Here is a 12,393-nt window from a genome sequence, read left to right on the forward strand (position 1 = left end):
TGCGCGGCCGGGGGTTTGTCCGGCTGGCCATCACGGTGCCGTTCGTGCTGCCCACCGTGGTGGTGGGCGCGTGTGTCGGGGTCACGAACGCACGACTCAAGAGCGAAAAAATCCCGCGCGCGGAGCGCGCCAATCCAACACAGCCTCGCTGACCGGGCTCGAACCGGTGACTACTCGGTCCTGAGAGCCGAGCGCTCTACCACTGAGCTACAGCGAGTCGAACTTCCACATTCGCACAGCACTACTCAGCCGCGCCAGGCTTTCGCCCGATCGGCCGCCCGCTGAAGAAGCCGGACCGCCGCAGCACCTGCGCCCACGCCGGATCCGCGATGCTGACCCCGTGCACCAGCTCCGGCGTCGGCGTGAACTCGGCCACGTCACCAACCGGCCGCGGCGCGGTCCAGCCGGAGAGCCGCGGATCGAGTCCAACCCTCGCACAGACCTCCTCCACCTTGGCCCGCCCGCATTCCACGTGCCCGTCCAGCACGTCCCACGGCAGCGGCAGCCCCGCCCACACCGCGGTGTCCGGGGACAGTTCGGCCCCCGCTGCGTGCCATTGCACCAGGTCGGCGGCCATCAGCCGCATGGCCTTGCCGGGGCAGGCGATGTCCAGCAGGCGTTCGGTGCCGGTGGCGGCCAGGCAGGACAGCCAGGCGGCGCGGGCGGCGTTGTAGCCCTGGGCGAGCAGGTTCCAGGTGCTGGAGTCGTTGCCTCTGCGCACAACCATTCGCACGCGGTCAAAACCGCCGGTGCGCCACATCCGTCCCAGCAGGGTGGCGGCCTGGTGCATCACCGCGGACCAGCGGCCGAGCAGTTCGCCGCGCTGGGCGTCGTCGAGTCGTTCCAGCACCTCCTGGCTGGGCAGGACCAGCGCGATCATCGCCCAGTCGGTGTCCGCGCCGCCGCGTTCGCAGCGGGCCAGCAGCGCGTCGGCGATCTGGTCGAACGGGTTGGCCCGCCCGGAGAGGGAGAACTCGCGGCGCAGGTTGCGGCGGGCGGTGTAGTAGGCGATGAAGCAGGCCGCGTTCTCATCGGCGCGGAAGCGGTCGAAGTCCAGCTGCCCGGCGAAACCGGAGCGGCCCAGCATCACCAGCCGCCGCTTGAACTGCTCGTGTTCCAGCTGCTTGGCCTTGGCCGCCAGCCGGTGCAGCGCCCGCCAGCGCCGGTTGTACTGCCGCGCGGTCAGCTCCATCCCGGCCCGCTGCCGTTCCTGCCGGTCCAGCCGGTGGGCCAGGAAGTCGGCCCGGTCGGTGTGCCAGCCGATGGCCTCGCCGAGGGAGTTGGCCACCGCGCGCAGCGCCTGCGGGTCGTCCGGGTTCACCGCTGGTGGTCCGTCCAGGCCGAAAACCTTTGCCGCGCAAGCGAGCTGGGCGGTGCCGCCGACCGGGCGGGCGAAGTCCTCCGGCATCGAGGAGAAGTAGCCGTTGCCGCGTCCTTTGGCCGCGGCGACCCCGAGCAGCGCGGCCTCCTCGGCGCTCAGCCGGGGGCCGAGCGCCTGGAGCACCAGTTCGGCGACGTCCTCGGGGCGGCGCCGTTCGTCGAGGGAGGCGTGCAGCTCCTTGAGCGCCGACTCGGCTTCCTCGCCTGGGGTCATGGTCTCCATGCTGGCAGCATCCCGCCCCGCTCACGAGGACTTTCCCGTGCGCGGAACGCGTTTGGAGCAACGGGTTACTCCGTCGTGACAACCCTGTCACACACCCGTTTGACGGGCTCCGAGCTCAGCGACCGGCGGCCTGCCGGTAGGCCGCCACGGTCTCCTCCGCGCACCGCCGCCAGGTGTACTCCGAGGCGTGCGCCCGGCGCTTGGCCAGCGTGTCCGAGGCCACCCCATCGTCCATTGTGGACGACAGCGCGACGGTGAGCGCCTCGACGTCGCCGACCGGCACCAGGGTGGCCAGCCCGCCGGCCACCTCGCGCAGCGCGGGCACGTCCGAGCACACCACCGGCACGCCGCAGGCCATCGCCTCCAGCACCGGCAGCCCGAAGCCCTCGTCCCGGGAGGGCAGCACCAGCAGCGCGGCCCCGGCCACCACCCGGCGCAGGTCCAGCTCGGAGAGGTAGCCGGTGCGGATCACCCGGTTGGTCCCGCCGATGTGGTCGGTGCCTGGCCCGACCAGCACCAGCGGCGGCAGCTCCGGGTCGGCGGCGTGCGCGGCGACCAGGCTGGCCAGGCCCTTGCGCGGGCCATCGGCGCCGACGAAGAGCAGGTACTCCGCCGGCAGGCCGAGGCGGCGGCGCAGGTTCTCACTCGGCGCCCTGGCCACGAACCAGGCCGGGTCGACGCCGAGCGGGGTGACCCGGATCCGCTCCCGTGGCACGCCCAGCCGCTCGGTCACCGTCTCGGCCACCGCCTGGGTCGGCGTGCACACCACGTCGGCGCGCTTGGCCGAGCGGCGGACCAGCTCCGGCAGGTCCACCTCGGAGGACGGGATCTCCTCCGGCGCGTCCAGGAAGGCCAGGTCGTGCACGGTGAGCACGCTGCCTGCGCGCAGCGAGGGCGGCAGCACGAAGTTGGTCGCGTGCACCACGTCGGTGAAACCGGCGAACAGCTCGATCGGCGGCAGCGGCGAGCGCAGCCAGGCCGCGCGCAGCAGCCGCGCGGGCACCGGCAGGCCGCGGGCGCGCACCCCGTGCGGCACGGCCGAGCGCAGCGCCCGCCAGCCGCGCAGGGTGAAGGCCACCGCGCGAACGTCCACAGTGGACATCGAGGCGAGTTCTTCGGCCAGTGCGGCGGTGTACCGGCCGACGCCGGTCCGGTCCCCGAGCAGCGGGTTGCCGTCCAGCAGCACCCGGAGCGGCTTCACGTCAGCGTTTCCTCTCACTGGCTCTTCTCGTCCCCGCCGCGCAGCCGGTCCTTGGCCAGCCGCGCCAGTCGCCCACCGGCCCTGCGGGCCACCTCGCCGGCGCCACCGGCGTTGAGGTACTCCCGGAACAGGCCGAGGTCCCTGCGCAGCTTCTGCCCGGAGTTCAGCGGCGGCGTCCTGGTCAGCGGCGAGCTGGCGGAGAGCCGGTCCGCGGCCGGGCGCGGGTTGCGGCAGAACTCCACCAGCGGCGCCAGCGCGTTCTCCCAGGTGAACTCCTCGCGCACACCGGCGATCCGCTCCCGGCAGGCCGCGGCGAACTCGGTGTCGTAGAGCACCAGGTCCAGCGCCTCGGCGAGCTCTTCGGGGTCCTCGGCCGGCACGACCAGGCCGAGGCCCTCGGCGCGCACCAGGTCGGCGAAGGCGTCGCCGTCGGTGGTCACGATCGGCAGCCCGGCCCACAGGTAGTCCAGCACCCTGGTGCGGAAGGCGAAGGTGGTCTCCACGTGCTCGAAGTGCGTGGTGACCCCGCAGTCGGCGTCCATCAGGAAGTTCTGCCGCTGGTGGTAGGGCACCCAGCTCTCGTTGAAGAACACGTGCCGGTTGACCAGGCCGAGCTGGTGCGCCAGCCGCCGGGTGTCCGCGGTGATGCCCATCTCCGGCACGTCCGGGTTGGGGTGGCGCATGCCGAGGAAGAACAGTCGCAGGTCATCCCGCTTGTGCCGCAACAGCTCCACCGACTGGATCAGGGTCAGCGGGTCGAACCAGCTGTACACGCCACCGGCCCAGAGCACCACCTTGTCGGTCTCGCCGATGTTGGGCGCAACGCCCCGGATGCCGCGGCCGGTGCGCTCCGGCGGCTTGCCGGGCAGGCCGAAGGGGGCCACCGCGAGCAGGGACTGCACGGTCGGGTCGGCGTCGTAGAGCGAGGGGGTGAGGCGGCCCAGCGCCATCAGGTTGCCCAGCCAGAAGTGCCGCTGCCGCTCGGAGGCGCACAGGAAGAAGTCGCCGCGCTGGAGCTGGTTGTTGAGCACCTTGGTGACGCCGACGACGTCCTTGGCCCGCCGCTCGTCGTCGCTGTCCTTGCTCTGCTCCAGCAGCTCCAGGTGCATCGGGTCGTAGACGTCGCAGACCACGATCTTGGTGGAGTCCTTGCGCTTCAACGAGGGCACCAGCTCCAGCACGTGGCCCTGCAGGACCACCACGTCGGCCCACTCCACGTGCTGCGGCAAATCCCGTTGCGGCGCCTGCACAACCGCGAACGGCGCGGCAGGCGGGGCGAAGCTCTTGTTGATGCTGACCAGCCGCACCTCGTGCTCGGCGCAGAGGATCAGCGCCATGTTCCAGGCCCGGATAGCCGGCCCGGCCATCCGCTCGGCCACCACGTCACCGGTGATCACCAGGATCCGGCGCGGCCGCCCGAACACCTCGTCCAGCCCGAATGCCTTGACCAGCACCTCGTGCGCGGCCAGGTAGCGCGGCAGCGGGTAGGCGGGCTCCATCGCCTTGCGCATCAACGGAAGCAGGTCGTGGTCGGTGACCACCCGCGCCGCCTGCTCGGCCGCCCTGGAGGCCCCGAGCGAGGGCAGCAGCTCGACGAACTGGTCGATGGCCAGGAACCCGGCCAGCGTCTCGCGGGAGATCTGCACCGGGGCGTCGTCCTCGGCCCGGTCGGCCGGTCGCCTGGTGATCTCCAGCTGGGTCGGGTCCAGCTCGCCGCGGGCGGTGGCCCGGCGCACGGACAGCGCGAGCGCGGCCGGCAGCACCTTGGCCAGCGAGGCGTCGGAGAGGTTCTTGTAGAGCATGGCGAGCGCGTTGCGCTCCAGCAGGTAGTACTCGCGGGCGGAGTGCACGCCGGACATCGAGGCGTGGTGCCGGTGGTAGGTCAGCGAGGCCGGTTCGTAGCGCACCCGCCAGCCGCGCAGGTTGAGCCGCCAGCCGAGGTCGACGTCCTCGTAGAACATGAAGAAGCGCTCGTCGAAGCCGTGCAGCGCGCGGAACAGCTTGGCCCGCACGAACAGCGCGGACCCAGTGCCGAAGAGCACGTCCCTCGGCGCGTCGTGGCTGCCGTCGTCCGGCTCGCCCGCGTGCCGCTTGTAGCCCATGCCGAACCAGGTGAGCCCGCCGTCGACGAAGTCGATGGCCGTGCCCTCCCAGTCGAGCACCTTGCTGGCCACCGCGCCCACGGTCGGGTCGGCGCGCAGCACCTGCACCGCCGCGCGCACCCACTGCGGGTCCGGCCGGGCGTCGTTGTTGAGGAAGGCCAGCACCTCGCCGTGCGAGTGCTCGACGCCGAGGTTGCAGCCCCCGGCGAAGCCCAGGTTGCCCGGCGCCCGGACCAGCATGACGCCTTCGACCTCGGCCTCGATCCGCTCGGCCGACCCGTCACCGGAGGCGTTGTCCACGCAGATCAGTTGCAAACGGTCAGCCGGGTAGTCCAGCTGTTCGCGCAACGCCCGCAGGCAGGTGATGGTGTCCTCGGCGCCGCGGTAGTTGACCACCACCACCGACACCAGGGGCAGCTCCGCCACGTCCTGACTCCTCCCCGCAGACCGCTCGACCGGGCTAAGCCTGCCTCATCCGGTGTTGATCGTAGGTACGGCCCGCACCGGACGGGTGTCAACCACTCCTAGACGGATGCCCGGTTGTCTATCTACCGTAGACAAATGTCGTTGGACGAATCGCTGCTCGCCGCCACCCGCGCGGCCACCCGGCGCTGGCGAGCCGCCCAGCAGGCCACCGAGGACGCCAAGGCCGAGTACCAGCAGGCCATCCGCCGCCTGCACCTGGCAGGCGCCTCCCTGCGCGAGATCGCCGACGCCTTGGAACTGAGCCACCAGCGGGTGCACCAGCTGGTCGAGGCCGCCGGCGGCACCCCGGGCTGGCGGCCGAAGAAGAAGTCCGCCGGTCTCGCCTGCTCGTTCTGCGGAGCCCCCGATGCGGAGTGCGGTCGCCTGGTCGCCGGGCCGAAGGTGTTCATCTGCGACGGCTGCGTCGAGCAGGCCCAGCGCGTCCTGGCCGGTCAGCCCGCCCGGCTGGATCGGGCGTCGGGCCGGTTCAGCTGCTCCTTCTGCGGCAAGACCGCGGGCGAGGCCGGGCCGCTGGTGGCCGGGCCGGGGGTGTTGATCTGCGGCGGTTGTGTGAGTTTCACCGCTGAGGTGGTGGCCGCCACACTGGACGGGTGAACACGCACAACCGGATCAGCGGGCAGGTCTACGCCAACCTGGTGGTCCAGGGCAGGGACATCACCATCCAGCAGCCGGTGGTCCCGTCCAAGGCGCTCTCATCCCTGCCGCCGCAGCCGGTCTTCGTCGGCCGGGATGAGGAGCTGGCGAGCCTGCTGGACAGCCTGCGCGCGGGTTCGGTGGTGATCACCGGTCTGCCCGGGGTCGGCAAGACGGCCCTGGCGGTGCGGGCCGCGCACGAGCTGCGCGCGGAGTTCCCCGGCGGCGTGCTGTTCCTGGACCTGCGCGGCTACGACGACACCCCGCTCACTCCCGAACAGGCCCTCACCGACCTGCTCACCGCCCTCGGCCAGCCCGCCCCGGCAGGCGAGGGCCACTACCGCTCGGTCCTGGCCGACCACCCGCCGCTGCTCCTGGTCGCCGACAACGCGGGCACCGCCGCCCAGGTCCAGCCCCTGCTCCCCGGCGGCCACCACCGCGTGCTGATCACCAGCCGCCACACCCTGGCCGAGCTCGACGCCCGCCTGCTCTCCCTGGACGTCCTGCCCCCTGACCAGGCCCAGACCTTGCTCACCGACCTGCTCCGCCAGTCCGGCGACGACTCCCGCGAAGGTCCGGAACTCGCGGAGCTGGTCCGGCTGTGCGGGTACCTGCCGCTGGCCATCCGGATCACCGCCGCCGACCTCGCGGCGCATCCCAGCCAGCCGCTCTCCGCTCGGGTGCGGGCGCTGGCCGATGAGCGGAACCGGTTGTCCGCGCTGGAGTTCGGCCCGTCGCTGGCGGTGCGGGCGTCGTTTGACCTGTCCTACCGGCAGCTGCCGCCGGAGCAGGCCCGGATGTTCCGCCTGCTGTCGGTGAACCCCGGTGAGCAGACCAGCACCGAGGCCGCCGCGGCACTGGCCGAGCTGCCGGAGTTCCAGGCGGAACGGCTGCTCTCCGAGCTGGCCCGCGCGCACCTCATCGAGCCGGGAACGCCCTGGGGCTACTGGCGGATGCACGACCTGCTCGCGGTGTACGCGGCCGAGCTGCCAGAGGACCGCCCGCAGGCACTCTTCCGGTTGATCATGTACTTCGGCCCGGCCGCGGAGGAGGCCAGCCTGCACCTGATGCGCTCCAACCAGCTCGCTGACATCCAGCAGGCCGTTGACTGGCTGGACCTGGAGCACCGCACGCTGCTCGAACTCGTGCGCATCGCCGAGGAATATGACCAGCCGGTGCTGCTCCTCAAGCTGAGCAACACCCTCACCACCTACCTGACCCTGCGCCACCGGGTCACCGACCTGGTGTGGGTGAGCGAGCTGGCGGCCACCGCGGCCACCGCGCTGGGCGACCCGCGGACCGCCTACCTCGCCCTCCAGGTGCTCGCCAACGCCTACACCACCGCGGGCCGCCCGGCTGACGGGCTGGCCTGCGCGCGGCAGGCGCTGGCGCTGACCGGGGCACTCGGCCCGGAAACCGAGGCCGACGCGCTGGGGGAGCTCGGCGGACGACTGCTGCGGGGCAAGGACTTCGCCGCTGCCGCCGAGGCGTACCAACGACAGTTCGACAGTTGTCAGCGGTTGGGCGACCAGGCCGGGCAGGTCCTCGCGCTCTCCGGACTCGGCCGGGCCCGGCTGGCCGGGGGAGACCCGGACGGGCTCGACCAGTGCGCGCGGGCGGTGGCGATCAGCAGGGCCATCGGCGACCAGGTCGCGGAGCTGGCCGGACTGCGGCAGCTCGCCGAGGCCCAGGCACAGCTCGGGTGGCACGCCGAGGCGGCGGCGAGCTGGCGGCAGCACCTCGCCCTTGGCCAGAGCCGCGGCGACCGGCACAGCCAGTCGCTCAGCGTGCTGGGCCTGGCCGCCTCGCTGACCAGGTTGGGGGAGACCGCGGAGGCGCTCAGCTGGACCAGGGAGGCGGTCCGGCTGGCCGAGGGGGTGGCCAACGACTACGCGGTCGGCACCGCGCTCGGGTTGCTGGCCTCGATGCTGCGCACGGCGGGAGAACACGAGGAGGCACAGGCCTGCCTGCTGCGGGCGCTGGCCATCGCCGAGCGCCACGACCACCGGGAGCTGGCCGAACAGCTGCGGCTGGACCTCGGCTAACCCCGCCCCGCCCAGTCCCGCCACAGCACCTTGCGGTTGCCGTTCACCCCACGCCGCTCCCGCAGCGTCGCGGGCAGCCGCCGCAGCACCTCGCCCAGCACCCCGAGCCGCAACCCGACCCGGAAGTTGGCCGCCCCGGAGGGATTCCGGCGCACCAACAGCTTCAGCGTGATCAGCACGAACCGCACCAGCTGCCACCCGGCCACCCAAGCCGGCGCGCAGCGCAGCAGCATCAGCAGCCGGTTGCGCTCGTTCCAGCGGTGGAACTTCGGCGACCCGGGCTCGGAGCTCGCGCCGTGCCGGTGCCAGACCACCGCCGAGGGCACGCTCACCACCCGCCAGCCGGCCAGGCGCATCCGCCAGGAGGTGTCGGTGTCCTCGTAGTAGCAGAAGAAGTCGCCGGGGATGCCGCCCACCGCGCGCAACACCTCGGTGCGCATCAGGGCCGCGCCGCCGCAGAAGCCGAAGGGCTCGCCGACCTCGGTGCGGTCCGCGCCGTGGCCGTCCGCGGTGAGCCGGACGCCGAGGGACTGCACCACGCCGTTCTCGGTGATCAACCGGGAGCTAGCGGCGGCGGCCTTGGGATCGGCGTCCAGTGCCGACTCCAGGGCGGCCAGCCATTTCGGTTCGGGGGCGGCGTCGTCGTTGAGCCAGGCCACGTATGGGGTGTCCACGATCGACAGGGCCGACTCCAGCGCGCCCGCGTAGCCGACGTTCTCGTCCAGGCGGAGGATGGTGCCCGCCATCGGGTGCCCGGCCAGCAGCGCCGCGGTGCCGTCCTCGCTGGCGTTGTCCACCACGACTGTCCACAGTGGACGGGTTTGCTCGGTCAGGGCGTTCAGGCAGTCCACGATGTGGTCCCGGCCCCGCCAGGTGACGACGACGACCGTGGTGCGGGGCTGCTGCGACATGCCATGGACGTTAATGCGTCGCCGACGTGGCAGGCTGACCGGATGCCCGAGCTTGTGGTGCTCACCGAACAGCTGCTCGCGCCGGTCCCCGGCGGCACCGGCCGGTACACCAGGGAACTGGCCGCCGCGCTGGCCGCGACCGCACCCGCGGGCTGGGAGGTGACCGGGGTGGTCGCCCGGCACGCCGATCCCAGCGCCGCGGTGGTTCCCGGGGTGCTCGGGCCGCGCAGGCTGCGGTTGCCGCGCCGGGCGCTGGCCCTGGCCTGGCAGCGCGGGCTGCCGCTGTGGCCGGGCGGGGACTCGGTGCACGCGCCCACCCCGCTGGCCCCGCCCGCGCCGCGCGGTGGCCGGGGACTGGTGGTCACCGTGCACGACACGGTGCCGTGGACGCACCCGGAGACGCTGACCCGGCGCGGGGTGGCCTGGCACCGCGCGGTGATCGGCCGGGCGGTGCGCCGGGCGGACGCGCTGGTGGTGCCGACCGCGGCGGTGGAGACCGAGCTGGCCAGGTTCGTGCCGGGACCGGCGCGGGTGCACGTGGTGGGGGAGGGCGTGGCCGGGGTGCTGACTGAGCCGATCCCCGCGGACTCGGCGACCACCATCGCCCGGCGGCTGGGGCTGCCGGAGCGGTTCGTGCTGGCCGTGGGCACGGTGGAACCGCGCAAGGGCATCGACGTGCTGATCGAGGCGATGGCCCGCCCGGCCGCGCCCGCGCTGCCGCTGGTGCTGGTCGGGCCGCCCGGCTGGGGCGGGGTGTCGGTGGCCGAGCTGGCCAGACGGCACGGGCTGGCGCCGGAGCGGCTGGTGGTGCTGGGCCGGATCAGCGACCGCGAGCTGTCCGTGGTGCTGGGCCGGGCCACCGTGCTGGCCGCGCCCAGCCGCGCGGAGGGCTTTGGGCTGCCGGTGCTGGAGGCGATGGCCGCCGGGGTGCCGGTGGTGCACTCGGACGCGCCCGCGCTGGCCGAGGTGGCCGGGGGCGCCGGGATCACCGTGCCGCGCGGGGACGCGGGTGCGCTGGCGGCGGCCCTGCACCAGGTCGCGGCGGACCCGGGGCGGGCGTCGGCGCTGGTGGCGGCCGGTCGGCGGCGGGCGGAGCGGTTCAGCTGGCGGAGCGCGGCCGAGGCGGTGTGGCGGGTGCACACTGAGTTGCACCGGCGTCCCACTCGTGGGTGATCAAGGACACTGCGACCAGTCAGAAAACCAGTGAAGTTCGCATTCCAGCAATGCGTTGTTCGAGCTGGCCTTAGTCTGCATGGGTGGCGCAAGCAGAACCCAGCGTGTTGATCGATGCGACGGCGGTCCCAGCGGACCGTGGCGGCGTCGGCCGGTACGTGGACTCGCTGGTCGCCGCGCTGGACGCGGACGGGGCCCGGATCACCGTGGTCTGCCAGCCGAGGGACGCCGAGCTGTACCACCAGATGGCGCCGGGGTCCCGGATCGTGGTCGCCACCGAGTCGGTGGCCACCCGCACGGCCAGGCTGACCTGGGAGCAGAGCAGCCTGCCGGTGCTGGCCAGGCGGCTCGCGGTGCAGGTGGTGCACTCCCCGCACTACACACTGCCGCTGGTCAACCCGGTCGCCTCGGTGGTCACCCTGCACGACGCGACCTTCTTCACCGACTCCGCGCTGCACTCCCCGGTCAAGTCCCGGTTCTTCCGCGGCTGGACCAGGGCCTCGCTACGCAGGGCCGAGGTATGCGTGGTGCCCTCGCGGGCGACCGCGGCCGAGCTGGTCCGGGTGGCCGGGGCGGACCGGCGGGTGCTTCAGGTCGCCCCGCACGGGGTGGACAACGAACGCTTCCACCCGCCCGCGCCGGAGGAGGTGGCCGCGGTCCGCGCCGACCTGGAGCTGGGCGACACCCCGTACGTGGCCTTCCTGGGCGCGCTGGAACCCCGCAAGAACGTGCCCGCCCTGATCCGCGGCTTCGCCAGGGCCTGCCGCGGCCGGGAGGACCCCCCGGCGCTGGTGCTGGCCGGCCAGCCCGGCTGGGACACCCACGTGGAACGCGCGCTGGACTCCGTGCCGCACCGGCTGCGGGTGATCCGCGCCGGTTACGTCCCCTTCGAGCGCCTATCGGGCCTGCTCGGCGGTGCCGACCTGGTGGCCTACCCCAGCCTCGGCGAGGGCTTCGGCCTGCCGGTGCTGGAGGCGATGGCCTGCGGCGCCTGCGTGCTGACCACCCGGCGGCTGAGCCTGCCCGAGGTCGGCGGCGACGCGGTCGCCTACTGCGGGGTCGGCGCGGGCGACATCGCCGCCGCGGTCGCCGAACTGCTGGACGACCCGGCCCGCCGCTCCAGCCTGGCCACCGCCGCCCAGCAGCGCGCGAAGGACTTCTCCTGGCAGGTCAGCGCGGTGAAGCACCGCGAGGCCTACGCCAGGGCGGACGTGCTGCACCGCCGGGGCCGCTGAGACGGCAGAATGTCTCGGCGTGGCCGAGCAGAAGCAGTACGGAGATCGCCTCGCCGTCGTCACCGTGACCTACTCGCCCGGCAAGACGCTGGCGCGTTTCCTGGACACCCTGGACGAGGCGAGCACCCAGTCCCCGCTCAAGGTCGTGCTGGCCGACAACGGCTCGGTGGACGGCGCACCGGAGCAGGCCGCCGCTGAGCGGGAGCACGTCCAGCTCCTGGTCATCGGCGAGAACGTCGGCTACGGCACCGCGGCCAACCGGGGCGTGGTCCAGCTCCCGGACGAGTACGGCTGGGTCGTGGTCGCCAACCCGGACCTGGAATGGGGCCCCGGCTCCCTGGACACCTTGCTGGAGGCCGCCAAGCGCTGGCCGAGGGCAGGCGCCTTCGGCCCCCTCATCCGCGAACCCAACGGCGAGGTCTACCCCTCAGCCCGCCTGGTCCCGTCCCTGGGCCGAGGCATCGGCCACGCCCTGTTCGGCAAGATCTGGCCCGGCAACCCCTGGACCAAGGCCTACCGCCAGGAAGACCGCGCCGTCGGCGAACGCCCAGCAGGCTGGCTCTCCGGCTCCTGCCTCCTGCTCCGCCGAGAAGCCTTCGACTCCATCCAGGGCTTCGACCCGAGGTACTTCATGTTCTTCGAGGACGTGGACCTGGGCGACCGACTGGGCAAGGCGGGCTGGCTGAACGTGTACGTGCCGACGGCTGAAGTGATGCACATCGGCGGGGTTTCGACGGCGAAGGTCAAGCCGAAGATGCTCGCGGCACACCACGACAGCGCGTATCGGTTCCTGGCCGACCGGAATCCGGGGCCGGTGAACGCGCCATTGCGGTTGGCGATCAAGGCAGGATTGGCCCTGAGACTGAAGCTGGAGACCCGGGGCGCGGCAAAGCCATAACGGCCCGCGAGGGGTTGAGCTTTTGCCTTTGCTTTTGATCGCAAACGGAGCGGCCGGTCTGGGTGGTTCTGCTTCGACGGCCTGGAAAAAACACACCAGCCCTGTC

The 12,393-nt window shown here is 72.7% G+C and carries 9 protein-coding genes and 1 tRNA gene; 5 read left to right on the forward strand and 5 right to left on the reverse strand.

All coding sequences use genetic code 11. The features are described 5' to 3' along the window. Positions 1-143 precede the first annotated feature (143 nt). From ACWDY5_RS41000 to ACWDY5_RS41015, 4 genes are all read right to left on the reverse strand, one after another. Positions 144-217 (reverse strand) — tRNA-Glu (locus tag ACWDY5_RS41000). A gap of 24 nt (positions 218-241) precedes the next feature. Then, the gene (locus ACWDY5_RS41005; protein WP_449727522.1) at positions 242-1,594 is read right to left on the reverse strand and encodes a hypothetical protein; all 1,353 of its coding nucleotides are present in this window, start codon (positions 1,592-1,594) and stop codon (positions 242-244) included. Positions 1,595-1,718: 124 nt separating this feature from the next. Next, on the reverse strand, positions 1,719-2,804 hold the full coding sequence (locus ACWDY5_RS41010) for a glycosyltransferase family 4 protein (protein WP_449727523.1): 1,086 nt from the start codon (positions 2,802-2,804) through the stop codon (positions 1,719-1,721). 14 nt (positions 2,805-2,818) lie between these two features. Further along, complete coding sequence (locus ACWDY5_RS41015) at positions 2,819-5,332, reverse strand: glycosyltransferase (RefSeq protein ID WP_449727524.1); 2,514 nt, start codon at positions 5,330-5,332, stop codon at positions 2,819-2,821. Between the two features lie 135 nt (positions 5,333-5,467). Between ACWDY5_RS41015 and ACWDY5_RS41020 the strand changes: the two genes are divergently transcribed. Together ACWDY5_RS41020 and ACWDY5_RS41025 are read left to right on the forward strand one after the other, a co-directional pair. After that, on the forward strand, positions 5,468-5,986 hold the full coding sequence (locus tag ACWDY5_RS41020) for a ClpX C4-type zinc finger protein (RefSeq protein ID WP_449727525.1): 519 nt from the start codon (positions 5,468-5,470) through the stop codon (positions 5,984-5,986). Continuing rightward, on the forward strand, positions 5,983-8,070 hold the full coding sequence (locus tag ACWDY5_RS41025; RefSeq protein ID WP_449727526.1) for an ATP-binding protein: 2,088 nt from the start codon (positions 5,983-5,985) through the stop codon (positions 8,068-8,070). The genes ACWDY5_RS41020 and ACWDY5_RS41025 overlap by 4 nt, the downstream gene beginning before the upstream one ends. On the opposite strand, the gene ACWDY5_RS41030 is transcribed toward ACWDY5_RS41025, so the two are convergent. Further along, positions 8,067-8,981 carry a glycosyltransferase family 2 protein gene (locus ACWDY5_RS41030; RefSeq protein WP_449727527.1) on the reverse strand — a complete coding sequence of 305 codons (915 nt, stop codon included), beginning with the start codon at positions 8,979-8,981 and terminating at the stop codon, positions 8,067-8,069. The two genes, ACWDY5_RS41025 and ACWDY5_RS41030, sit on opposite strands and share 4 nt — an antisense overlap. A 42-nt stretch (positions 8,982-9,023) precedes the next feature. On the opposite strand from ACWDY5_RS41030, the gene ACWDY5_RS41035 reads away from it, so the two are divergent. The 3 genes from ACWDY5_RS41035 to ACWDY5_RS41045 all read left to right on the forward strand — a co-directional run bounded on the left by ACWDY5_RS41035 (position 9,024) and on the right by ACWDY5_RS41045 (position 12,287). After that, positions 9,024-10,154, forward strand: a complete 1,131-nt coding sequence (locus ACWDY5_RS41035; RefSeq protein ID WP_449727528.1) for a glycosyltransferase family 4 protein — start codon at positions 9,024-9,026, stop codon at positions 10,152-10,154. Between the two features lie 104 nt (positions 10,155-10,258). Continuing rightward, positions 10,259-11,389, forward strand: a complete 1,131-nt coding sequence (locus ACWDY5_RS41040) for a glycosyltransferase family 4 protein (protein WP_449727529.1) — start codon at positions 10,259-10,261, stop codon at positions 11,387-11,389. 19 nt (positions 11,390-11,408) lie between these two features. Beyond that, positions 11,409-12,287, forward strand: a complete 879-nt coding sequence (locus tag ACWDY5_RS41045) for a glycosyltransferase family 2 protein (protein WP_449727530.1) — start codon at positions 11,409-11,411, stop codon at positions 12,285-12,287. Positions 12,288-12,393: the final 106 nt, after the last annotated feature.

The organism is Crossiella sp. NPDC003009 (assembly GCF_053591555.1).

Bases quoted from the DNA above. Each gene is read 5' to 3' on its own strand.
- ACWDY5_RS41005 (WP_449727522.1), bottom strand. From the start codon at position 1,594: ATGACCCCAGGCGAGGAAGCCGAGTCGGCGCTCAAGGAGCTGCACGCC.
- ACWDY5_RS41020 (WP_449727525.1), top strand. From the start codon at position 5,468: ATGTCGTTGGACGAATCGCTGCTCGCCGCCACCCGCGCGGCCACCCGG.
- ACWDY5_RS41030 (WP_449727527.1), bottom strand. From the start codon at position 8,981: ATGTCGCAGCAGCCCCGCACCACGGTCGTCGTCGTCACCTGGCGGGGC.
- ACWDY5_RS41035 (WP_449727528.1), top strand. From the start codon at position 9,024: ATGCCCGAGCTTGTGGTGCTCACCGAACAGCTGCTCGCGCCGGTCCCC.